Origin of the sequence: Salinarchaeum laminariae (genome assembly GCF_023204835.1) — an archaeon.
Lineage (GTDB): Archaea > Halobacteriota > Halobacteria > Halobacteriales > Salinarchaeaceae > Salinarchaeum > Salinarchaeum laminariae.
This window is the reverse complement of record NZ_CP096270.1, coordinates 1,707,345-1,730,349: the sequence shown is the minus strand read 5'-3', so window position 1 is coordinate 1,730,349 and position 23,005 is coordinate 1,707,345. Positions and strand designations below refer to the sequence as shown.

At 65.5% G+C, this 23,005-nt stretch carries 21 protein-coding genes, 1 tRNA gene and 1 pseudogene; 12 read left to right on the top strand and 11 right to left on the bottom strand.

What is annotated here, in order from left to right:
* Window position 1: 1 nt before the first annotated feature.
* Window positions 2–72 (top strand) — tRNA-Gly (locus MXF70_RS08085).
* Between the two features lie 217 nt (window positions 73–289).
* On the opposite strand, the gene MXF70_RS08080 is transcribed toward MXF70_RS08085, so the two are convergent.
* The gene (locus tag MXF70_RS08080; RefSeq protein WP_248515114.1) at window positions 290–2,305 is read right to left on the bottom strand and encodes an ATP-binding protein; all 2,016 of its coding nucleotides are present in this window, start codon (window positions 2,303–2,305) and stop codon (window positions 290–292) included.
* A gap of 123 nt (window positions 2,306–2,428) precedes the next feature.
* Here MXF70_RS08080 and pepF point away from each other — a divergent pair, with 123 nt between their 5' ends.
* Both pepF and pan2 read left to right on the top strand, forming a co-directional pair.
* Complete coding sequence (pepF, locus tag MXF70_RS08075) at window positions 2,429–4,240, top strand: oligoendopeptidase F (protein WP_248515113.1); 1,812 nt, start codon at window positions 2,429–2,431, stop codon at window positions 4,238–4,240.
* Between the two features lie 180 nt (window positions 4,241–4,420).
* Complete coding sequence (gene pan2, locus MXF70_RS08070; RefSeq protein ID WP_248515112.1) at window positions 4,421–5,656, top strand: proteasome-activating nucleotidase Pan2; 1,236 nt, start codon at window positions 4,421–4,423, stop codon at window positions 5,654–5,656.
* Window positions 5,657–5,860: 204 nt separating this feature from the next.
* Here the strand turns inward: pan2 and MXF70_RS08065 are convergent, their stop codons facing one another.
* From MXF70_RS08065 to MXF70_RS08050, 4 genes are all read right to left on the bottom strand, one after another.
* Complete coding sequence (locus tag MXF70_RS08065) at window positions 5,861–6,607, bottom strand: tRNA (adenine-N1)-methyltransferase (RefSeq protein WP_248515111.1); 747 nt, start codon at window positions 6,605–6,607, stop codon at window positions 5,861–5,863.
* Between the two features lie 2 nt (window positions 6,608–6,609).
* Complete coding sequence (locus tag MXF70_RS08060; RefSeq protein ID WP_248515110.1) at window positions 6,610–7,002, bottom strand: nascent polypeptide-associated complex protein; 393 nt, start codon at window positions 7,000–7,002, stop codon at window positions 6,610–6,612.
* Window positions 7,003–7,273: 271 nt separating this feature from the next.
* Window positions 7,274–7,597, bottom strand: coding sequence for a transcription factor S (locus MXF70_RS08055; protein WP_248515109.1), 324 nt, complete (start codon window positions 7,595–7,597; stop codon window positions 7,274–7,276).
* Between the two features lie 53 nt (window positions 7,598–7,650).
* Window positions 7,651–7,881, bottom strand: a complete 231-nt coding sequence (locus MXF70_RS08050; RefSeq protein ID WP_248515108.1) for a DUF5789 family protein — start codon at window positions 7,879–7,881, stop codon at window positions 7,651–7,653.
* 174 nt (window positions 7,882–8,055) lie between these two features.
* Between MXF70_RS08050 and MXF70_RS08045 the strand changes: the two genes are divergently transcribed.
* Window positions 8,056–9,291 (top strand): M24 family metallopeptidase, encoded by a 1,236-nt coding sequence (locus MXF70_RS08045; protein ID WP_248515107.1) that lies wholly within the window; start codon window positions 8,056–8,058, stop codon window positions 9,289–9,291.
* Between the two features lie 461 nt (window positions 9,292–9,752).
* Here the strand turns inward: MXF70_RS08045 and MXF70_RS08040 are convergent, their stop codons facing one another.
* Window positions 9,753–10,604 carry a sulfurtransferase gene (locus MXF70_RS08040; protein WP_248515106.1) on the bottom strand — a complete coding sequence of 284 codons (852 nt, stop codon included), beginning with the start codon at window positions 10,602–10,604 and terminating at the stop codon, window positions 9,753–9,755.
* A 262-nt stretch (window positions 10,605–10,866) separates the two neighbouring features.
* On the opposite strand from MXF70_RS08040, the gene MXF70_RS08035 reads away from it, so the two are divergent.
* Entirely contained in the window at window positions 10,867–11,730 is an 864-nt protein-coding gene (locus MXF70_RS08035; protein WP_248515105.1) for a sulfurtransferase, read from the top strand.
* A 153-nt stretch (window positions 11,731–11,883) separates the two neighbouring features.
* Here the strand turns inward: MXF70_RS08035 and MXF70_RS08030 are convergent, their stop codons facing one another.
* Together MXF70_RS08030 and MXF70_RS08025 are read right to left on the bottom strand one after the other, a co-directional pair.
* Window positions 11,884–12,621, bottom strand: a complete 738-nt coding sequence (locus tag MXF70_RS08030) for an aspartate/glutamate racemase family protein (RefSeq protein ID WP_248515104.1) — start codon at window positions 12,619–12,621, stop codon at window positions 11,884–11,886.
* A 168-nt stretch (window positions 12,622–12,789) separates the two neighbouring features.
* Entirely contained in the window at window positions 12,790–13,407 is a 618-nt protein-coding gene (locus tag MXF70_RS08025) for a class I SAM-dependent methyltransferase (RefSeq protein ID WP_248515103.1), read from the bottom strand.
* A gap of 587 nt (window positions 13,408–13,994) precedes the next feature.
* Between MXF70_RS08025 and MXF70_RS08020 the strand changes: the two genes are divergently transcribed.
* Both MXF70_RS08020 and MXF70_RS08015 read left to right on the top strand, forming a co-directional pair.
* The gene (locus MXF70_RS08020; RefSeq protein ID WP_248515102.1) at window positions 13,995–14,261 is read left to right on the top strand and encodes an AbrB/MazE/SpoVT family DNA-binding domain-containing protein; all 267 of its coding nucleotides are present in this window, start codon (window positions 13,995–13,997) and stop codon (window positions 14,259–14,261) included.
* Window positions 14,261–14,680, top strand: a complete 420-nt coding sequence (locus tag MXF70_RS08015; protein WP_248515101.1) for a type II toxin-antitoxin system VapC family toxin — start codon at window positions 14,261–14,263, stop codon at window positions 14,678–14,680. Before MXF70_RS08020 ends, MXF70_RS08015 begins: the two co-directional genes overlap by 1 nt.
* 29 nt (window positions 14,681–14,709) lie before the next feature.
* Here MXF70_RS08015 and MXF70_RS08010 read toward each other — a convergent pair whose 3' ends face one another.
* Together MXF70_RS08010 and MXF70_RS08005 are read right to left on the bottom strand one after the other, a co-directional pair.
* Window positions 14,710–15,681: an aldo/keto reductase gene (locus MXF70_RS08010; protein ID WP_248515100.1), complete on the bottom strand. Its 972-nt coding sequence runs from the start codon at window positions 15,679–15,681 to the stop codon at window positions 14,710–14,712.
* Between the two features lie 135 nt (window positions 15,682–15,816).
* Window positions 15,817–16,962, bottom strand: coding sequence for an enolase C-terminal domain-like protein (locus tag MXF70_RS08005; RefSeq protein WP_248515099.1), 1,146 nt, complete (start codon window positions 16,960–16,962; stop codon window positions 15,817–15,819).
* 137 nt (window positions 16,963–17,099) lie between these two features.
* Here MXF70_RS08005 and MXF70_RS08000 point away from each other — a divergent pair, with 137 nt between their 5' ends.
* From MXF70_RS08000 to MXF70_RS07995, 3 genes and pseudogenes are all read left to right on the top strand, one after another.
* Window positions 17,100–17,729: a rubrerythrin family protein gene (locus tag MXF70_RS08000; protein WP_248515098.1), complete on the top strand. Its 630-nt coding sequence runs from the start codon at window positions 17,100–17,102 to the stop codon at window positions 17,727–17,729.
* Between the two features lie 147 nt (window positions 17,730–17,876).
* A pseudogene (locus MXF70_RS15245) lies at window positions 17,877–18,011 on the top strand (molybdopterin-dependent oxidoreductase); the annotation flags it as partial.
* 567 nt (window positions 18,012–18,578) lie between these two features.
* A complete protein-coding gene (locus MXF70_RS07995) occupies window positions 18,579–20,480 on the top strand; it encodes a helicase C-terminal domain-containing protein (RefSeq protein WP_248515097.1) in 1,902 nt (633 codons plus the stop codon).
* Between the two features lie 160 nt (window positions 20,481–20,640).
* On the opposite strand, the gene MXF70_RS07990 is transcribed toward MXF70_RS07995, so the two are convergent.
* Complete coding sequence (locus tag MXF70_RS07990) at window positions 20,641–22,002, bottom strand: hypothetical protein (protein ID WP_248515096.1); 1,362 nt, start codon at window positions 22,000–22,002, stop codon at window positions 20,641–20,643.
* 196 nt (window positions 22,003–22,198) lie between these two features.
* On the opposite strand from MXF70_RS07990, the gene MXF70_RS07985 reads away from it, so the two are divergent.
* Both MXF70_RS07985 and MXF70_RS07980 read left to right on the top strand, forming a co-directional pair.
* Window positions 22,199–22,444, top strand: coding sequence for a BolA/IbaG family iron-sulfur metabolism protein (locus MXF70_RS07985; protein ID WP_248515095.1), 246 nt, complete (start codon window positions 22,199–22,201; stop codon window positions 22,442–22,444).
* A gap of 143 nt (window positions 22,445–22,587) precedes the next feature.
* A complete protein-coding gene (locus tag MXF70_RS07980; RefSeq protein WP_248515094.1) occupies window positions 22,588–22,929 on the top strand; it encodes a glutaredoxin family protein in 342 nt (113 codons plus the stop codon).
* Window positions 22,930–23,005: the final 76 nt, after the last annotated feature.

Genomic DNA, 23,005 nt, shown 5'->3' with positions numbered 1-23,005 from the left:
GGCGTCGGTAGTGTAGTGGTATCACGTGACCCTGCCACGGTCGCAACCCGAGTTCAAATCTCGGCCGACGCACTTCTATCGTACTCGACGCACGAGGAGCGTAGCGACGAGTGCGGCCGTACGGAGGAATGCACAACGCGGAGTTTGAACCTGTAGGTAGCAGCCCGCGAACGACCGAAGAGAGGAGCAGGACCGTCCTGCTCCGGTTCAAATCTCGGCCGACGTACGTTTTCCGGTCGCTCACTTCTCGAGCACGTTGCACGTCGTAGTCAGAGATCCGCTCCGAGCCTCAGGTGCCGTCGAAGCGCTGCAGTGAAACCCCCTCGAACGTGGCCTGTGTAGTCTCGCGGTGAACCGCACTACAGACGGCGAGACCGGCGTGAATCGGATCCTCGAACGGAATCGATCGCTGGTCGATCGGGAACCACTCCCGTCCGTCGGCCGAGATCGAGAGCGTGAGGACATCGCCGCCGCGGTCGATCCGGAGCCACTGGTAACTCTGGTCGTCGTCCCCGAGATGCTGGCTCGTCGTCGGTTCGGCCGCCTCGGTACACCAGAGCACCTCGATCTGCTCCCGGTTGAGACCGACGTAGCCGTGGCGGCTGTCCTCCTCGAGGTCGCCGCGGAGCATGATTCCAGCTTTGCTGAACTCGTTGGCATTCACCATGTCTGTGAGGCGGGCTTCGAGTCGACAGTCGCCCGAGAGCGTCGCGGAGGCGAAGTGGAAGTCGTTCTCACGCCCCCAGATGTCTTCGCCAGAGCCGGAGAGCGTCCACGCGTCGGATTCCTCGTCGTATGTGGCGCTCCCGGTGGTTCCCGGCTCACCGACGTCAGTCGAATCGGTGATCGCGACGGGCTCGCCAGAGGTCTGTGGCACGTCGAGATCGGTGACGAGCAAGCAGTTCCCGAGCTCGAAGCGGGCGCCGCCGGTGTTGCCCTCCGTCACCTCGATCGTCCAGTCGTACCCGGCTGCGACAGTCGACACGATCGCGAGTCCGGTGCCGGTGCCACCGTTCGCCGTCGAGTACCCCTGCTCGAAGATCTGGTCGCGCTCCTCGGCAGGAACGCCTGGGCCGTCGTCCTCGACGTAGAACCCGTCGCTGGTCGCGCCGATCCGGACCGTCACGTCCTCGCCGCCGTGGTCGATCGCGTTCTTGAGGAGGTTCTCGAGCATCGATCGGAACTCCTGCTCGCCGGCATAGACGACGGTCGACTCCGGAAGATCGATCTCCAGCGTCGCCGCATCGGTCGAGAGCACAGACCAGACGTTCCGGGCGATCTCGACGATCCGCTGCTGGATCGCGACGAGGGTCCCCTCCGGCCCCGCGTGGAGCGTCTGCTCGTCCCCGCGGGCGAGAATTGCGATGTCGTCGACGAGCTGTTGCATCCGATCGATCGAGTCCTCGACGGTGTCGAGCGCCGCGTCGTCGCCCTCGCGTGCGAGATCGAGGTAGCCAGTCGCGATCGAGAGTGGGTTCTGGAGGTCGTGGGAGACGTAGCTGGCGAACCGATCCAGTCGCTGGTTCTGTTGCTCGAGCGCCTGGCGTTGTTCCATGCGCTCGGAGACGTCCCGAACGTGCCCGACGAGACCGCGGATCTCCCCGTCGTCGTCTTGGAGTGGTACCTTGGTCGTCTCGATCCAGAACAGTGGCCCATCACCGTAGCCGGTAATATCACCGAGGATTGGCTCGCCGCTTTCGAGCACCGACCGATCCTCCGCGAAGTACGACTCGTTGAGGCCGAACTGGTCGTCGTGGAGCACCCGATCGGTTCGACCGAGCACCTCCGACTCGGAGGGCCACTCTCGGTTGCTCAACAACCGCAGGTATCGCCCGTCGGCGTCCTTGATCTGAAACACGTCCTCGATGGCGTCGAACAGCGTCTCGACGGCCCGGAGCTGGAGGTCGTCCCCCAGCCGTTCGAGGTACGCCTCGGCCTCCTTCGCCACGACTTCTGGAAGTTCGTCGTGGTAACCCGGCGGGACGATCGCCGCGACGCCCTCGGTCGTCGCGAGTGCAACGGACTCGTCGATCCGATTCGGGACGAGCACGACGGGAGGCGCACGATCCCTGTCGGCGAGTGCGTCGGTGAGGTCGTCCCTGTCGTCCGTACACTCTGGCGTCAGGACGAGGCAACTGGTGGCCTCTTCGAGAGCCGTCAGTGCAGCGGCGACCGAGTCCACTGCCGTCACCGAGTACTCCTCGAGAGAGTTCGACAACAGCTGCTCGAGGTGTCGTGGCCCGTCGCCGCTCCCAACCACGATCACTTCCGGCACCCCAGCGACGTAGCGTCGGCCGAACGACATCTTGGGATCCGTAACGGACGGCCCGGTATAAGCGCTATCGCCGAATATATCGTCTGGAACAGTGCGTGGGGAGCACTGTGGGGCTGCGGAAGGTTTTCGGCGCTCGGGGACTCTCCCGAAACTATGGCTTCCGTTCCCGATCGGTCCGATCTCGACGACGCCGACACCTGGAATCTCGAATCCATCTACGCCAGCGACGACGACTGGGAGGCCGCCTTCGAGGACGCCCAGGACGCCGTCGCGACGCTCGACGAACACGACGAGTCCGACGTCAGCGACGCGGGCGCGCTGCTCGAACTTCTAGAGCTCCGCGACGACACGATGCGGACCGTCTCGCAGGTCGTCACGTACGCGCGACTGCGCAGCGACGAGGACACCCGCGATCAGGAGTATCAGGCGATGAAAGGCCGCGCACAGACGCTCTCGGCCGAAGCCAAGAGCGCGGCCAGCTTCCTCGAGCCCGCCATTCAGCAGTGGGATCGCGACGACCTCGACGGATTGCTCGCCGAGGAGCCCGGCCTCGACCACTACGAGTTCCACCTCGAAGACGTTCTGCGGATGAAACCTCACACGCGATCGCCAGAGGTCGAGGAGCTGCTCGCAGATCTCTCGGAGGTTACCGGCTCGCCCGGAGACATCTACCAGCTGCTGGCGAACGCCGATCTGACCTTCCCGACGGTCGAGGATCCCGACGGCGAGCCCGTCGAGATCTCGCAGGCGAACCTGACGAATCTCCTGAAACGGCCGGATCGCGAGTTCCGCCAGACCGTCCACGAGGCGTACTACGACGAGTGGGAGACCGTCCGGAACACCGTCGGTGCCAGCTACGAGAGCAGCGTCACCGCCAACGTCCGTCTCGCAGAGGCGCGGAACTACGACACCGCTCGCAAGGCAGCCCTCGACGGCTCGAACGTCCCCGTCTCGGTCTACGACGCGCTCGTCGAGACCGTCGAGGACAATCTCGACGTGCTTCACCGCCACGCGGAGCTCAAACGCGACGCCCTCGAGGTCGACGAGCTCCAGATGTGGGACCTCTACGCGTCGATGACCGGTGAAGCAGAGCCGGAGGTCACCTGGGCGGACGCGACCGACCACGTGCTCGCCGCCGTCGAACCGCTCGGCGACGAGTATCGAGATCGCGTCGCGGCCGGTCTCGAAGGCGGCTGGGTCGACGTCTACGAGAACGAAGGGAAGCGCTCTGGCGCCTACTCCGCTGGGACCTACGACACGCAGCCGTTCGTCCTGATGAACTACCAGGACGACGTCTCCTCGATGTTCACCCTCGCCCACGAGCTGGGCCACTCGATGCACTCCGAGCTGACGAACGACGCCCAGCCCTACGTCTACAGCGACTACGATATCTTCGTCGCTGAGGTCGCATCGACGGTCAACGAGACGCTCCTGACGAGACATCTGCTCGACACCGTGGACGATGAGGCGTTCCGCCAGCGCGTACTCGAGGAGTATCTCGAACGGTTCCGCTCGACGCTGTTCCGCCAGACGATGTTCGCCCACTTCGAACAGGAGACCCACCGTCTCGTCGAGAACGGCGAGTCGCTCACGCCCGACCGCCTCGACGAGCTCTACGGCGATCTCAAGGCCGACTACTACGACCCGGCGGTCGTCGACGACCGGATCGCCCGCGAGTGGATGCGCATTCCCCACTTCTACTGGGCCTTCTACGTCTACCAGTACGCGACCGGGATCTCCGCGGCGGTCGCGATCGCGCGGGACATCGCCGAGGAGTACGACGACGCGACCGGAACGCCCGGCGACGCGACCGATCAGTACCTCGAGTTCCTCTCGCGAGGCGGTCGCGGCTACCCGCCCGAGCTGCTCGACGTAGTCGGGGTCGACGTCGAGTCCGGCGAAGCCGTCGAGGCCGCGATTGCGGAGTACGACGAGCGCCTGGACGACGTGGCAAAGACGCTCTAAACGACGACCGGCCGAGCGGCTGCGGCCGCCACCGTCCGCCCACGATCGGCCAGGAACTATCGTCGCCAGAATCCCTCTCCGTCAGCCGATCGTTCGCCGTGCGTCCGACGGAACGGGCACCCGCGACAATCACCGGACCCAAAAGGCACTTCTACAACGCCCTGCTATCGAAGATAACTGATGTCGCACAGTCCCTCGCTTCCGGACCGGCCGCGGCTGGAACTCGATCCGGAGATGGACGACGACGAGCGGTTGAGTGCCCTCCGCGATCACTACGTCGACATTCTCGAAGTACATCGCCAGCTCCGCGAGCAACTCGAGAGCGCCGACGAGCGCCGGCGCGAGCTCCGGGAGGAGGCCGATCGACTCGAACGCGAGAACGAGACGCTCAAGACCACCTCACTGTACGTCGCAACCGTCGAAGAAGTCGACGACGGCGAAGCGATCGTCAAACAGCACGGCAACAACCAGGAGGTCCTCACCGAGGTCTCCGAACGCATGGGTGAGCGGATCGAAGCTGGCGACCGCGTCGCCGTCAACGACTCCTTCACCGTCAAGACAGTCCTCAATCAGGAGACAGACGCTCGCGCCCAGGCGATGGAGGTCGACGCCTCTCCCACCGTCTCCTACGCCGACATCGGCGGGATCGACGAACAGGTGCTCGAGGTCCGCGAGGCCGTCGAGCAGCCCCTCGAATCCCCCGAGCAGTTCGACGAGGTCGGCATCGAGCCGCCGAGCGGCGTGTTGCTCCACGGCCCGCCGGGTACGGGGAAGACGATGCTCGCCAAGGCCGTCGCCAACGAGACCGACGCGACGTTCATCAAGATGGCCGGCTCGGAGCTCGTCCGGAAGTTCATCGGCGAGGGCTCCCGGCTCGTCCGCGACCTCTTCGAACTCGCCTCCGAGCGCGAGCCAGCCGTCATCTTCATCGACGAAATCGACGCGATCGCCGCCAAACGGACGGAGTCCAAGACCTCCGGCGACGCCGAGGTTCAGCGAACGATGATGCAGCTCCTCTCGGAAATGGACGGGTTCGAGGAGCGCGGTGAGATCCGTATCATGGCCGCGACCAACCGCTTCGACATGCTCGATCGCGCGATCCTTCGCCCCGGCCGCTTCGACCGACTCATCGAGGTCCCCGAGCCCGAGGCCGAGGGCCGCGAGAAGATCCTGCAGATCCACACCCGCGACATGAACGTCGCCGACGACGTCGACTTCGCGACGCTCGCCCGTGAGACGGAGGGGTTCTCCGGCGCCGACATCAACAGCCTCACCACGGAGGCCGGGATGTTCGCGATCCGCGACGACCGCACCGTGGTCGAGGAGCAGGACTTCCGCGAGGCGCTGAAGAAACTCGAGGAGTCCTCGACGACCGACGCCATCACGTCTGACGGCTACGCGGATTACGCCTACTAACAAGGACCTTTTTTGCGCTCGGGTTTCCTCGCTCGCCGACGGCGAAGCCGTCGGCTCGCTGTGGGAACCACTCGCGCACAAAATCTCCGCCAAAAAAGGCCGCGCCTCGGTCGCTTCGCTCCTTCGGCGCGGGTGCAGTGCTCGACGCAGAGAACCGCTCACTCGCTTCGCTCGTTCGCGGATGCGTGCTTCAACAGCACCGCACTACCGCCGCGCGAAAACCAGATATCCAGTGTGGCCGACGCCACGCGTCGATGGACGGGTACCGCGGTCGTCGACGTCGAGATCCCGCTGAATCGTCTCGCGAGCGTGAATATCCCGAAGGCCTGCCTCCCGGGCTGCCCCGACGACGTCACGCGTCGCTTCGACGAATGGAGAGTAGACCGCGAGCGCGCCGCCGTCGACGAGCAGGTCCGGCGCGCGCTCGACGACGGAAGGTGCGTCCTCGGTGTCGAGCGTGAGGACGTCGAATGGCTGAGTGTCGTCGTCAGCATCGTCGGCGATCAGCTCGTCGATCTCCTCGGTAAGGTCGCCAGTCCTGACCTCGACGTGATCCGCGAGGTCCGCACGCTCGAAGTTCTCGCGAGCGTTCTCGGCGAACTCCGGATCGCGTTCGTAGCTCAGCACGTCCGCGCCGGCGTTGGCGAGATAGGCCGCGAGGACGCCCGTTCCGGTGCCAGCGTCGAGCACGCGATCGCCCGACCCCGCACCGGTTTCGCCGAGCACGAGCCCGGCGTCACGGGGCATCATCGGAGCGCCCGTGCGGTCGAAGTGATCGAAGAAGTCGGGGAGACGCGGTCGGCGGACTGTGAACGCCTCGCCGATGTGCGTCTCGAGAGTCTCGCCGCTCTCGGGGTTCTCGGGGACCTCGAGGACGCCGAGATCCGTCTCGAGTCGCTCCCCCGGTGCGAGGAGGTACTCTCGGTCGTCCCGCACCAGGAGTACGTGCACCGTTACTCCAGCTGGGCGACGGCAGCGGCGAGGTCGCCGTCGTTCTCTTCGAGAGCCTCACGAGCGGCTGCCTCGCTGGCGCCCGTTCGTGTCTGGACCATCTCGACGTCGGCGTCGGGGATGCCGTCGTCCTCGTCGGCGGTACCGTCGCCAGCCTCGATCGCAGAGGCGTCGCCACCAGCGCCTCGCTCGCGCTCCTCCGGCTCGCCGACGACGGTGTAGGTCGCCTGGCCCCGTGCGTCCATCTTGGTGACCTCGGGGGCGTCGAAGACGTACTCGGCGTCGGCGGTCTTGATCACGACCTCCTCGGCGTCGAGTTCGTCCATGTCGATGCCCATCTGCTGCATCATCTGTTCCATCTTGCGCGGGTCGAACCCGCCGCCTCCTCCGAACATGCGCGAGAAATCGGCTGCCGCGGGCAAATACCTGACGCACCGGAGATTGCGGGGTTCAGCGCGGAATCGAAGAGTGAGCGTATGTGGGCTTCAGCAGCCGAAGCTACGGGGCTGCTCAGTTGAGCATCCGCGAACGACCGAAGGGAGTGAGCGGTTCTCCGATGGCGAGCACAGCAGGCCACCGGCCTTTTTTGGCGGAGATTTTTTGGAGGAGGGTTCCCGCAGCGAGCCTCCGGCTCGCGAGGAAACCCGACGAGAAAAAAGGTCCTTGTTAGTGATCGTCCTCGCGCCACTTGTGCTCGCACTCGGTACAGGTCAGGAACCGGGTTTCGGATTCGTCGGCGGCGCGGATCTGTTTCATCTCCCAGAACGCGCGGTCGTTCTCGCATTCGGGGCAGATCGCACCCGTCGTCGGCCCCATGTCCTCGACGTCGACGTCTGACGTGTCGACGACTTCGGACTCCTCCTGGCCCTGGGTCGTCACCATCGACGCGTCTTCCTCGGCATCGCGAGCCGCTTCGTAGCCACAGCTCTCACACACCCAGTTGCCGTCCTCCGTCTTCATCATCGAACCGCACTCGTCGCAGAATTGCATCGGTTCTCACAACTCGACCGCTCGCGAAGTTAAGCAGTCCGTTTTCCCGCAGCCTACAGGCGCGTCGCGTCTGGGATGTACTCGCGGAGTTCGGCCTCCAGCTCTTCGGCCGTCTTGTAGGAGTCGTGGCCGGTTTCGGAGATTATCGCACCGAGATTCTCCGATTCGTCGCCGAGTGCGATGGTGACGTCCCTGAGCTCTGCGGCGGCATCGGGTCGAAGTGTCGGATACGACAGCTCCTCGAGAACGCTGTCGAGCGTTTCGGTCGTGATCTCCCGTTCCATGTCAATTGGTTACACGCTCCCAGTACTTGATCGTATCGTTGGTTCGGCGGCCGTGGGGGCAGAGGCGGCGACTGCCGACGGGACGCACCAGGAGTGACCTGTTCGGCCAGATCACCTATCGGCGGTGGCTGCCGGGCCACCAACGCTTATTCACGGGTCGGCCCTGGGTGGCGTATGCCGACGGCAGTTCCAGCCAGCGAGTTCACGAAGCGTCTCGAGGCGGTCCGCAATCGGATCGCAGAAGCCGACGCGACCGCTGGCGTCTGGTTTTCCGCGACGAGCATCGAGTATCTCTCCGGGTTCGCCCACATCCAGACGGAGCGTCCGGTCGTGCTGGCGGTAACCCAGGATCGACTGGAGATCACCGTGCCGCGACTGGAGGTCGAACGCGTCGAGCCGAACCCGCGGATCGACGCGGTCCACCACTACCGGGACTACCCGGGCGGCGATCCGATCGGCGTCGTCGTCGAAATGCTCGACGGGCTCGACGCGGGCTCGGTCGCCGCCGACGCCGAGGGCGCGCCAGGCGTGATGGGGTTCGAAGGCCCGTCGCTCGCGACCGCGTGGGAGGCCGCCGATGGAACGAGCGGCGAACTGGACGTCTCGACCCAGTCGTGGGTCGATCGTATGCGCTGGTGCAAATCCGACCTCGAGGTCGATCTCGTTCGCGAGTCCGCGCGCTGGGCGAACCTTGCCCATCGCTATCTCACAGACTACACCGAGGTCGGCGCACACCCCGCGACGGTGAGCCAGCGGGCGTCGATGGACGGCTCGCGCGCGATGCTCGACGCACTGGGAAGCGAGTACGTCCCGCGGACGCGGGGGACAGGGCCCGTCCACGCGGGCTACATCACCGGCGAGCAGACCGCGCTGCCTCACGGCCACACGGCGAATCGGCGGCTCGAACCAGGCGACGTGGCGATCACCGGCGCCTCGGCGAACGTCGACGGCTACCACTCCGAACTCGAGCGGACGATGTTCCTCGGTGAGCCCGACGACGAACAGCGCCACTACTTCGAGCTCGCGACGGAGGCCCAGAAGCTCGCTATCGACGCGCTCGGCCCCGGCGTCGAGATCGCCTACGTCGACGAGGTCGTCGAGTCGTACTTCGAGGAGCAGGGCGTCCAGGAGCTCGCTCGGCACCACGTCGGGCACAACATCGGCATGGACGGCCACGAACCGCCGTACATCGACCGAGGATGGACTGCTCACTGCGAACACGAGGCGACCGGCTCCGACGCCGACGACGAGACGATGAAACCCGGGATGATCTGGACGATCGAGCCGGGACTCTACACCGAGTCCGAGGGGTACCGGCACTCCGACACCGTTGCGATCACCGAGGATGGAACTGACCGGCTGACGACGTTCCCCCGATCGATCGAGGGTAACACCATCCGCGTGGAGTAGCCGGCGGTTCGGGGGACGGTGGTGACCGTCGTGAGAACGGGGAGCGGCAGAGGGAGAAGGGAGTTGAATAGACAGGGAGAGAAAGAATGGAAGAGTGGGAGTAGTTCGATGGCGCATCCGATGCCGTCGCTCGTCGGTTGGTAGGAAAGTGGAGCTAGTGGGGAGTGCCACGAGAGTGGCCAGCGTGTGACAGCAACAGGCCGTATGGGGGTGGGAACATTAACGGTTGGCCGAGCGCGGTGGAAGTGAAATTCGGGGAGGGCGAGACGACGATTTGACGGTCAGACGAGAGGCAGACTAGCGTCTGACGGAGAAATAAGCACGATATCGAAGCGATTTTCGAATCAAACTGGAGGTATCGAAACGCGAGTAGAGGGAAGGGGATAGAGAGTAGAGAGGAGGAAGGGTAGAAGGGATGAAAGCAACTGCCCGCTCTCTCTCTTCTCTCCCTGGACAGCGGCCTACTCCGCGCTGGAAACGAGTTCGCCGCCGATCTCGCGCCACTCCGCGAGGCTGCCCTCGTAGATGCCGACGTCGTCGAAGCCGAGCCAGCGGAGAACGACGTAGGTGTGGCTCAATCGGCGCGATGTGTTGCAGTAGAGCAGCACGCGCTTGTCTGGGGTAATGCCGCGCTCGGCGAAGGCAGCCGCCAGTTCCTCGCGAGGTTTGACACCGCGCGTCTGGGGATCGACGGCCTCCTGCCAGTCGAAGCGAACGGCGCCGGGGATGTGGCCGGCGTCGTACTCCGATTGGTCGCGGGTGTCGAGGAGGACGGCGTGTGCGTCCGTATCGGGGCCGGCGCCGTCGTCGATCGCAGCACGGACGTCCTCGGCATCGACGAGCGGCGAAGCGTCGCCCTCGACGCGGATCGGCTCGACGTCCGTCTCGGGGAGTCGAACGGACTCGCTGTTCGTCGGGTAAGACTGGCGCCACGCGCTAAGGTCGCCGTCCAGCAGGTGGACGTCCTCGAAGCCGTAGACCAGCGCAGTGACGAGGAATCGAGCGGCGAAGACGCCGTTCGTGTCGTCGTAAGCGACGATGGTGTCCTCGCGCGTGAGTCCGTGCGAACCCAGCAGCTCCGCGAACGCTTCGGCACCGGGGAGGTGCCCGACGTCGTCGCCGTTCCCGGGGCCAGCTGCGCCCCGGAACTCGTCGAATGGGAGGTTGATCGCCGTCGGGAGGTGGCCCATGCCGTCGTACTCCCAGGCGTCCCGAACGTCGACGACGCGGACCGGCGCGTCGCTCCGCGGAGCACCCTCCTCGTCGAGGATTCGATCGGCCAGCCAGTCGGTCGAGACGAGCAGCTCGGTCATCTCCTCCTTGTAACGCGTCCCCCGGAATGAGTCTCCCGAAAGCGCGGCCCTCTTCGGTACCGGGAATTCTTGCTGGGTTCGAACGGCGGTGCTCGCAATTGTTCGAATCATCCACTGCAAGCGTCGCCAACGTCCGACGGCCCCACAGCCGCCCGCCGTCGAAGAAGCCAACTTACGGCAATATGCTCCGGTGAAACCGACGAGTGGCGGATCTATCCGACTGAGGTGGGTCTTTAGGAACGGAGCGTGTACAGGACTCTGTATGGTCGACGACACCTACGCCAACGACGTGCTCGTCTCGCCCGAGTGGGCAGAGGAGCGACTGAGCGAGTTCGAGAGCGACGATCCCGACCTTCGTCTGGTCGAGGTCGACGTGGACACAGAGGCCTACGACGAGGCCCACGCGCCCGGCGCCATCGGGTTCAACTGGGAGACGCAGCTCCAGGACCAGACCCAGCGCGACATCCTCGAGAAGGAGGACTTCGAGGATCTCCTGGGCAGCCACGGCATCTCCAATGAATCCACCGTCGTTCTCTACGGTGACAACAACAACTGGTTCGCTGCCTACGCCTACTGGCAGTTCAAGTACTACGGCCACGAGAACGTCAAGATCCTCGACGGCGGCCGTGAGTTCTGGCTCGAGAACGACTTCACCACCACTGACGAGACGCCCTCCTTCAGCGAGCAGGACTACTCCGCACGCGGCCCCTTCGAGGGCATCCGCGCCTACCGCGACGACGTCGAGAAGGCCGTCGAGCGGAACATCCCGCTCGTGGACGTCCGCTCCCCGGAAGAGTTCAGCGGCGAGATCCTCGCGCCCCCGGGCCTGCAGGAGACCGCCCAGCGCGGCGGCCACGTCCCCGGCGCGAAGAACATCTCCTGGGCCGACACGGTCCAGGACGACGGTCGCTTCCTGCCCCGCGACGAGCTCCTCGAGCTCTACGAGTCCAAGGGCATCACGGACGACCAGGAGGTCGTCGCCTACTGCCGCATCGGCGAGCGCTCCTCGCTGGCGTGGTTCGCGCTCTCGGAGCTGCTCGGCTACGAGGACGTGACCAACTACGACGGCTCCTGGACTGAGTGGGGCAACCTCGTCGACGCCCCGATCGAGACGGGCAGTAACTGAACGGCACGGTTTTCGATTCTTCTTCTTTCGAAGACGACGCAGCTGCACAGCGTCCGCGATCGGCCGGTGGACGCACTCGATGCGTACAGCGCCAAATCGGGTCTGGTATCGGCGCTGCCCGTACGAAGAGCGCCTGCATGGTTGTTCGGGGAGTCAGTGGTCCTCGAGCGCTACATCGGTCTCCCCAAGCCCGTGGGCAACGGCCCGCTCGACGTGCAGCGCCGTCGTGTCGAACATCGGCACAGCCGGCCGATCGTCTTGCTCCACGAGTAGCTCGATCTCGGTGCAGCCCAGGACGATGCCCTCGGCGCCCGCCGCGACCACGTCATCGATCACCTCGAGATACCGCTCGCGTGAGGCATCCCGGACGATCCCGTTGGTGAGCTCATCGAAAATGATCGTATCGACCGCTTCCCGGTCCGCACGGTCGGGGACGACGACCTCGATGCCCCGGTTGGCCAGGCGATCCCGATAGAACGACCCCTCCATCGTCGCCTGCGTGCCGAGCAGCCCAACCGTCTCGACGTCGGCAGCTTCGATTGCGTCGGCCGTCACGTCGACGATGTGGACGAACGGGATCGAGATAGCGCGTTCGATAGCCGGGGCGACCCTGTGCATCGTGTTCGTCGCCATCACGACGAAGTCGGCGCCACCCGCTTCGAGCTCCCCCGCCGCCTCCGCCAGATAGTCACCCGCAGCCGTCCACTCATCTGTCCGGATGAACCGCTCTACGTCGCCGAAATTGACGCTCCGAATCAGCAGGTTGGCAGCTCCGTGGCCGCCGAGCGCGTCGTTGACACCGCGGTCGATCTGGCGGTAGTAGCTGACGGTCGATTCGCTACTCATCCCGCCGAGCACGCCGACGATCCGGAGATCGTCACTGGCGCTCATTGCACACACCTGACCGGACGGATCCCGCGGTATCGAGACATACCCACTGCTTCGCGTGTGAGACTATCAATCGTCGCCTTCCATGAGAGGCCATAGCAGTGGGAGCGAAGGTCAGGGAGCAGAACCGCTACGGGCAGTCCTCACAGGCGATAGACACAGGCGAGTGCCTCACACCACCCGAAACACCCGAATCGTATCCCTCGACGTCGGCTCCCGAAGCAACTGCGCGAACCCACGAGCCGAAAAGACGGCCTTCCAGTCCCGGTGAAATAGCGGAAAGTCGTCGTTCACGATGCTGACGTCCGAATCCCCCTTTCCGCGATCCGGACTGTTCCCCTCGTTCTCCGCGGTCACGAGCAGGTCCGTCGTGATCCGCGAAAACTCGTCGAAGACCCACACGTCGTCGGGGTGGACGTGCTGGAGCGCCTCGACGGTGTAGACGACGTCGAAGGCGTCGTCGTGGAACTCCGGGAGCAGCGTTTCCATCTCGCCGGTGAGGAAGGTCCCAGTCTCCACGAGCCGAGGGTACTGTTCGGCCATCACCTCGAAGGACTCGTCGTTGATGTCGATCCCGGTGAGATTCGTGAAGCCTTGCGAACGGAGGTGTTCGAGGTGTCGACCGGAGCCACAGCCGACCTCGAGGATCCGCGGGTCCGCGTCCGCGTAGTGGGTGAGGACGTCGACGAGCGTCTCGCTCACCTCGTTCGGACCGATTTCGGCGTAGTAGGCGGGCGAGTACTTCCCGGTGCGCTCGGCCCAGCCCTCGCGTACGTCCTCCGGGTCCATGGACTCGATTGGGGTGGTGAACGCCAAGAAGGTCGCGGAATTGTGGTGTTCGGGTTGGGGTAACCACCGCTGCAGCATCCTCGAAAGCCCTCGGCCGACTCTGCTCGCGCGACTCGCTGTCGTCCGAGAGGGCGAAGCCCTCTCGTGATCACGAAAGAGCTCCGCTCTTTCGAACGACGCTCCTCGGTCGGTCGCTTTGCTCCCTCCCTGCGGTGCTTACGTCGTCGTGCTTCCCGGACCCGGCCTCGCCCTTTCAGTTTGCCAGAAGACGCAGTCTTCTGGCCGCCCGGAAATCTCCGATTTCCGCAGGCCGCCAGGGGCGGAAAACGTATAGCGCGTCGTTCCGCCGTGGTTGGCCGTTCAGCTATCGCGCGCTCGGATGCTCGGACGTCAGATCTCCACGATTGGCTAGGGATCGTGGGTTTCTCAAACGATTCGACATTCCTCTGTAGAGGCCGGCCTTTATCAAATATCCTACAGAAGGAAGCCGCCAGTCACGCAGACTGGAGTTGGGAGCCCGCTTTCCAACGTGGGCTCGACCGAGTTGGTCCACAGGTTTATCAGATATCCCACTGTAGTGGGAATCAATGGGAGCGAGCGAACAACGACGCGTCGACGAGAAGGGACGCATCACGATTCCCCAGGAGATCAGGGAATCCCTCCAGATCGACCCAGGCGAGGAGGTGGATGTGGGGCTCGAAGATGGTCGTATCGTCATACAGCCGAGCATCTCTCGTGAGGAGTTCGCAGAGAAGCTCGAGGGGTGCATCAACGAGGAGACGAGAGCGGACGATGCCGAGCCTATGGACCCGCTCGCGATGAAAGACGACTGGACGAGCGATTTACCGAACTAATGGACTGTCTCGACGCGAATATTTGGATATACTATCTCGACGAGGAGCTCGATGAGCACGACGCGGTCGTGAACCAAGTAGGCGACGTCGTCAGGGCCAAGCCACTGTTTCTGACGACGGTGCTCCAACTCGAGGTGCTCCACTACGTCTCGAATCAGCGGGCAGATTGCCGGGACGTCCTCGATACGTTCCTCACTGGTGAAGACGTCTGGGTGGCAGATCTGACGTCCCGGAACGTAGAGCGTGCGAGCGAATTGCTCGAGACTCACAAACAGGCCGGCATCGGAGGGCGCGACGCATCAGTCCTCGCGACGATGGAACGCAACGACGTCACTCGTCTCTGGACGCACGACGCTGCACTGCGACGTGTCGGCGAGCAGCTCGACTGGCTCGAAGTATCCGATCCGGTCGCGGACTGATAGAAGATCGCAGAGTGCCGTACTTGCCCTCAGATCCCGACGATGGGCTGGGGCTCGTACGGTTCTTCCAGGTACTCGACGTCCGAATCCGAGAGGTCGATCTCCAGCGCTTCGACAGCGTCTTCGAGGTGCTCGACGCTCGTGGTGCCGACGATCGGCGCGTCAACGTACTCGTTCTGGAACTGCCAGGCGAGCGCGATCTGAGCCATCGTCACGCCCTTCTCTTCGGCGAGTTCCTCGAGGCGAGCGTTGATCTCGCGGCCGCCGCCGCGTTCGTACTCGTCGGTGGGGTTGTGGAAGTTCTCGGGATCACCGCGGTTGGTCTCCTCGAGTTCGTCGAGCGGACGGGTAAGGAAGCCTTGGCCGAGCGGCCCCCACGGGATTACGCCCATCTCGTTGCGGTCACAGAGCGGGAGCATGTCGCGCTCTTCCTCCCGATACGCGAGGTGGTAGTGGTTCTGCATCGTCTCGAAGGAGACGAGGTCCTCGCGTTCGCTCGTTCGGAGGCGCTCGGCGAGCTGATGGGCGAACATCGAAGAGGTGCCGACGTGGCGCACGTCGCCCCGATCCACGAGGTCGTCGAGCGCGCGGAGTGTGGTCTCCGGCGGCGTATCCGGATCGACGCGGTGGGTCTGGTAGAGGTCGATGGTGTCGATGCCGAGGCGCTCCTTGCTCGCGGCGACGGCTTGCTCGATCGTCTTTCGGGAGAGGCCGCTCGCGTTCGGGCCGTCCTCGCCGACGGGGAACCGGACCTTGGTCGCGACGACCTGCTCGTCGCGGTCGTAGTCGGACAGAACATCCCCGAGAATTTCCTCGCTCTCGCCGTCGGAGTAGGCGTTGGCCGTGTCGAAGAAGTTCACGCCGAGGTCGATCGCCCGCTCGATAATCTCGCGGGACTCGTCCTCGTCGAGCATCCAGGGTTCCTCGCTGCCGAAGCTCATGCAGCCCAGACAGATCTTCGAGACCTCCATGCCTGTCGAGCCGAGAGTGGTGTACTCCATGACCACTACTGCCCCGGCGGGCGGGTAAGCGTTTCTCAGGCCCTCGCGATTGCCGATTTCGACCCCTGATGTGGCGGGGACCGTCGGCAGCTATGCTGCGGTGCCATGCCGGGTCGTCCGGTGATAGATCGAATCCTACCAGTCCGCGACGCTTCCATCCTCCGCGCGGCGCTTCGGGAGGTGGGATCGCTCGTACTCGCGGGACTCCGCCGCGTCGAGATCGACGTCGATGCCGAGCCCTGGTTCATCGGGTACCACCAGCCCGCCGAGGTCGGGATCGAAGCTGGCACCGCCGTGGAACACCTCGCCAACTGCGTCGCCGTAGCGCTCCTCGTAGTCGGTGAGCTCCTGTACGCCGAAGTTCGGGAGCGCGAGATCGAGGTGGACCGTCGCGGCCTGCCCGATCGGCGAGAGATCCGGCGGGCCGTGGAACGCCGTCTCGACGCCGTTACCCTCCGCGACCGTCGCGAGCTTTCGTGCTGCCGTGATCCCGCCGACGTGCGCGAGGTCGACCCGCAGAAAGTCGAGCTGTCCGTCCTCGACCAGCGGCTGGAGCGAGAACGGATCGGCCGACAGTTCTCCGTAGGCAATCGGTGTGGTCGTCGCAGATCGAAGGGCCTCGTACTCCGCGTCGTGCTCGGGTGCGAGAGGATCTTCGAGAAAGTAGAGTTCCGCGGGTTCGAGCCCCTGCGCGATCTGACGGGCAATTCGGGGCGACGCCCGGCTGTGGACGTCGACGATCAGTTCGGGATCGGGACCGAGCCGGTCGCGAACCTCGAGGACGCCCTCTACGACGCCGTCGAGATCGAGATAATCCCCCATCGGGTCGCCGACGTTCACCCGGAAGTGATCGATGCCGCGGTCGAGTGCTATCTCGGCGTTCGCCACGATGGCGTCCACCGAATCGTCGCCGCAGTGATCGTAAACCGTGGCGTACTCGCGGGTCCGTCCGCCGAGCAGGTCGTAGACCGGCAGGCCGGCGGCCTTGCCCTTCAGATCCCAGAGCGCCATGTCGACCCCCGAGAGGGCCGATTGCAGGACCGGACCGCCGCGCCAGTACGTGCCCCGATAGAGCGACTGCCAGACGTCCTCGATTCTGTGAGCGTCACGCCCGTCGAGTTCGGGGAAAACGTGCTCGGCCAGGGCCGCTTCGACGGCTTTCTCGCGACCGTTGAGCGTGGCGTCGCCCCAGCCGACCAGGCCGTCGGCCGTCTCGAGGCGGACGATCACGTAGTTCCGGCCGGGGTTCGTGAGCACGGCGTCGGCGTTCTGGATCTCCATGCCCGATCCGTTGCCGCCGCCCGCCAAGAATCCTCGCGCCGGGGCAGTTTGCCCGAGAGTAGTGGATCGGCCATCACCCACCACGGATCAGTCCGGATCCCGATGGGTACAAGCGCCGGGAGGCCGTCGCATCGCGCATGAACGCGACCGACGTCCGCGACGCCGTTCAGGAGCAGAAGGCGACCGAGCTCTCGCGACTCGGCTCCTCGAAATCCCTCTACGCCGCCACCGGCGGCGAGATGGAGTCCGACGCCGTCCTCGCGGCCGCAGCTGACGCGAGCCGGGCCGCGGCCGCCGTCTTCGAGGCCTGGGCCGACGACGAGGACGACGATCAGGCTCGCGAGGCGTTCGAGACGACCGCCGCCGAGGCCGCGGACCACGCCGAGACCGCCGCCGCGGAGCTCGAGGACTACCAGGCCGACGAGAGCGAGTCACCGCTCGGTGCGCACCTGCGAGAGATCGACGGGACCGTCCCACGGGCTGGTGCCGTCCTCGGCCACGTCCTCGTCGCCGACGCGCGGGCCTCCCAGTACGTCGGCTTCTTCGTCGGCAACGCGGATCCCCAGACTGCGTCGGTGTTCCGCGAGGTTCGCGACGGGCTCGACGCGCAGGAAGGCCGGGCACTGGAGCTCCTCGATTCGGTCTGTGAGAGCGACGACGACTGGGACACAGCCCAGGCCGCCGCGCTCCAGGCCGTCACCGTCGCCTACGAAGGGCACGTCCAGCAGCTCGAGGATCTGGGCGTCGACCCGAAGCCGGTCTGCTGAGCCGGATCGCTTGCGACCCGGCGTGGAATCAGGCCGGACACGGGTGACGTCGACCCAACGCTTCTTGCGGCCCACGCCCAACCGTGTGCATGGATCGCACGCGGCTGGCGCCACTTTGCTCTTCGTTCGCTGCTATCCAACCGCCGCCACGGCGCACCCATTCGGCTGGTGGCTCCGGGACGGCGCGGGTTCCAGTGGGTGAAGTGGATCGTCCGCGTCGACGTTCGGAAACGAAGCGATCCCGCGCAGTGGCTCGTCACGCTGATCAGCGGGTTCGATTGAGGAATGCGATTTCGTGGGGCAGTCTGACCGCACTGCAGCAGCGTTTGGAAGCCCCCTCCTGCTCGACCGGCCGCGGCTCGCTGCGGTCCCCAGTCGCTTCCCTCCTTCCGGTCCTTGCTTCGCCGGGGCCGGATCGAGCAGTCGGCCCCTTCCAGTTCCGGAAGAGCAAGCTCTTCCGACCTTCGCGGAATCGGAGATTCCGCTCAGTCCCGCCCGGCGGGGATCCGATCAGGTTTCGCGATCGGTGGATCGTCGAACGTCACCACTCGCCTGGGATACCGCACGCGACGCCGGCCGGATCCCCAGCGCAGCGCTCTCCCGACCGATCATCGGGGGGATTGGAAGGGGCCGACCGGTCGCGCGGCGTCACGATGTAAGGACCACAGCCGAACGAACGGAGTGAGTGAGGCGAGGACCGCAGCGAGTGAGGTCGCGCGAGCGGGAGGGGGCTTCCAAGCGGTCTGCTGTCGCTGTTGTCCTCGCGCCACAACCACTCCTACCAGATCGCCAACCCGAACATAGGTTCGAACGACATCTTTAGCAGGCACCGAACCGACCACTCCTCCAGTGCATACAGAGCGGATTCACGACGCGTTCCCCGCCCCCTCCTACCGCGGTCACCAGGAAGACGCCCTGGACCGCATCGCAGCGGCGTTCGACGACGGCAACGACGTGGTGCTCGTGCGCGCGCCCACCGGCAGCGGCAAGTCCCTCCTCGCGCGCGCAATCTGCGGAACTGCGAAGACGCACGACGATACGGACCACGCCGCCGAGGCCGTGGGCTCCTACTACACGACGCCGCAGGTGTCCCAGCTCGACGACGTTGGCGACGACGATCTGCTCGAGGACTTCGCGATCATCCGCGGGAAGTCGAACTACGACTGCATCCTCCCCGAAGAGCGCAACACGCCGGTCGATCAGGCGCCGTGTGCGCGCAAAGCCGGCTACGACTGCTCGGTGAAGGATCGCTGCCCGTACTTCGCGAACCGCAATCTCGCCGCCAACCGCCAGATTGCGGCGATGACGCTGGCGTACTTCATGCAGACCGCGGGCTCGGAGGTGTTCCGGAAGCGCGACGTCTGCGTGATCGACGAGGCGCACGGGCTCGCGGAGTGGGCGGAGATGTACGCGACGATCGACCTCGGGCCCTACACGGTGCCGGTCTGGGACGAGCTGTCGGTTCCGGCCCTGACCGAACAGGACGTCGGCTCGGCGGAGGCCGCCTTCCACTTCGCCGAGACGGCCATCGACGCCTGCGAACACCGGAAGGATGCCTTGCTCGGGCAGGCGGAACTCACCGCCAGCGAGGTCGCCGAGCGCGACCGCCTTCAGGAGCGCATCGGCGAGCTCCAGTGGTTCCGGGAGGATTACCGGGATCCCGAGAGCGCGACCGAGTGGCTCGTCGACCAGGCCGAGAACCGCGCGATGACGATCAAACCGCTCGAGCCGGAGCGGTATCTCCACCACACGGTCTGGGATCGCGCGAACCGCTTCGCGCTCCTCTCCGCGACGATCCTCGACAAGCAAGCGTTCTGCCGACAGGTCGGGCTCGATCCCGCGGACGTCGCGATGGTCGACCTGCCCCACACGTTCCCACTCGAGAACCGCCGGCTCTACGACGTGACCTGCGGGCGGATGACCACCGAGCACCGCGACGCCACGCTTCCCCGGATGGCCGAGACGATCGCCCACCTGATGGACGAACACGACGACGAGAAGGGGCTGATCCACTGCCACTCCTACGCGATTCAGGATCGGCTCGCGGAGCTCCTCAGAGACCACGGGAAGGACGCCCGCCTCTGGACGCACGACAGTCAGGATCGCGACGGCACCCTCGCCGCCTGGAAGCGCTCGGATGGCCCCGGCGTCCTCCTCTCAGTCAAGATGGAGGAGGCGCTGGATCTCGAAGGCGACCTCGCGCGCTGGCAGGTGCTCTGCAAGGCGCCGTTCCCGAACGCCGGCGACGCACGGGTCGCCCACCGGCTCGAACAGGATCGCTGGGCGTGGTACTACCGCACGACGCTCCGCACCGTCATCCAGGCCTGCGGGCGGGTCGTCCGCTCGCCCGACGACTACGGCACGACCTACGTCGCCGACGACGCGCTGCTGGACGTCTTCGAGCGCGCGCAATCGACCATGCCGGCGTGGTTTCAGGAACAGGTCGACGCGATGAGTGTACCCAAGATAGCAGGGCTGCCGGTAGACAGCGCGCCCGTGCCAGCAGGAACCGCCACGGCAGAGAGTGTCGGATCCACGGAGGACCGAGGAACCGCCGACGGATCGACTGCCAGCGATTCCGCCACGGCGTCGAACGGATCAGCAGCGGCGTCCACGAGCGGGGACGACGGAGAAAACGCCGATGCGAACACCGCGAACGAGACGACCGAGCAGGAAGACGCGGCCGACGCCGGACGAGACGATCAAAGTGCCAGGGGCTCCCCGCTGGGTGACGTCTGGGGAGACGGGTAGCTGTCACGCAACCCGCGAGGGCACGGTCGACGACCGTCCTACAGCGCAGACGCTCCCGCCGCGATCATCGAGAGCACCATCAGCAGGACGAAGAACAGCGCGATGATCTGCTGTCGGTCCATAGCTGTGTGTTGGGAAGCCACCGGTAAGAAAGGCTCGTTCAGATGCTCGCTCGCGGGGCGATCTCGCTGACGACGCCCGGTCCAACTGCACTACTCGATTCGTTCACCGACGTCGCGGGCTCGATGTCGTACTCGTCCCCGCTGACGGTAACGGTCGTCTCGGCGAGGAACGAATCGGGACCGACGAGCAGCGCGAGCGAGCCGTCGTCCACCCGAACGAGATCGAACGACGGTCCGTCGCTGGCGTCCCAGATGCCGTTCTCGCTCGTCCACCGGCCGTCGAGATACTCCGTCATCGCCGCCTCGAACGCGTCGGCAGCCGACTCGTTCTCCCACTCCGTCACCCAGACGTGGCGGAGCGACCGATCGGCGGCAGTGCCCTGGTCTGGCTGGATCGACTGGAGTGCGCCCCACTGCCAGCCGGCGGCGACGTCACGGGCGCGATCGGGCTGAATCTCCTTCGTGAGCGCGACTTCGGCGATCGCAGCACCCGGACGATCCTCGACCTCGGTGTGGTAGTCCGGGCGGTCGAGTGAGAGGCTGCGCTCCGGCGACCCGTCACCTGGTGCGTCGCCCCGGAGAATCGTGGCCGCGGTCAGCGGGCGATTCTCGTAGACGCCAAGGAGCTCCTCCGGACTGTCGAGTCGCTGATCGAGGTAGACCAATCCGCGGTAGTAGGGCCACTGGCCGAGCCGCTCCGCGGCGGTGGTCGACGGCGCGTTCCAGAGCCGCCTGACGCGATCGACCGCCGACTCGTTAGTGTACGCGTCGGCGACGAACTCCGCGCCGCCTTCGACCGTCGCCCGATAGGCGCGCGTCTCGTCGGACGGCGAAGAGACGCCGTAGTGCTGGTGCTCGAGGAACCTATCCGACTGGAACTGCACGACGTGGGCGTACTCGTGGACGAGCAGGCCCCCCACAGAGCGACCGGCCGAGCCGTCCTTCACGGAGGGAAGGAGCTCCTCGTTGACGTTGACGTCCGGCGAGAACCCGGTGACGTAGGCCAGGATTCCACCCGGCGGCGGATCGTCGGGATCGTCGTAGACGAGCAGCCGCTGGAACGCGGTCTCCTCCGTTCCGGCCACGGGACTCGTCAGGGAGTCGTCGAACTGCCGGATCTCGACGGTTGGCGTCACGTTCACGTTCTGAGCCATGGCGTGCTGTGTCCAGGCCCAGAGTTCGGTCTGGTCGGCGTCGATCTCGCCGCCGGTCACCTCGACCGGTTCAGTGATGTAGGAATCCAGGACGTCCTGCGACGGCGTCGGCCCCTCGGCGGCCGTCGCATCTCCTGACTGCGACGACCCCACCGCGTCGGGGACCGTCACCGGGAGCGCGACGGAGAACCCGACCACCAGGAGGGAGAGGACGAGCAGCGCAAGTAGCAGCCTGGAGGGCTTCATTGCACGGTGATTCGGGTGCACCGGCAAAGGGGATTGCGATCAGATTGATCGACGGCTGCGAGATCGACAAGTGACGCTATGCCCTGGACTGCCCCGGCAGGGGTCCGCGATAGCACCGTTTCTACTCGGTGCGTCTTTGTCGCAGGGGCCGGAACAGTGCGCAACCGGTTTGGCCCTCGACCGCCTCCGACCGGACATGGATCACGAGGAGGTCGAGACGCTGATCGAGGACGGCATTCCCGACGCGACGGCAACCGTCTCGCGACCGCGCGGCGTGGACGACGACGATCACCTCGCCGCGGAGGTCGTCTCCCCGGCCTTCGAGGGCGAGTCCGTGCTCGACCGCCACGAACTCGTCTACGACGCGCTCGGCGAGCACATGACGACGGACATCCACGCCGTCGAGCTCACGACGAAGACGCCTTCCGAGGCCGAAGAGTAGCACGTCCCAGGCCGCATATTTCGGTCGCCGGTGTAGCGAATCGACAGTGCAGTCGAGCCGCTGGTACAGCCGAGTACCGGTACAGCCGAGTCGCCGGTACCGACTGCAGAACGCCTTTGGCCCTTCGTGAGCTACCGACAGGCATGTCATTCGAGTCCGAACCGTCGCTCTCGCCCGAGGAGGCCCAGGAACAGGTCGATGCGGCCATCGAGCAGAACGAGGTCGTCCTGTTCATGAAGGGCAACGAGCTGATGCCCCAGTGTGGCTACTCCAAGCGCGCACTCGGCCTCATCGGCCAGTACCGCGACGACGTCGCGACCGTCGATACGCTGGAGGCGCTCGACGCCTACCGCGAGGCGCTCGAAGAACACAGCGGCTGGACGACGATCCCGCAGACGTTCGTCGATGGAGAGTTCGTCGGCGGTAGCGACGTGCTCGCCGAACTCGACGAGAAGGGCGAGCTCGAAGAGACGCTGACGGCCTGAGACGGCGGCCGCCCCGGGCTCGATCTGTGAGCCGAAGCTAGCTTTATCCAGTCCGAGGACGTACTCACGAGCGGTG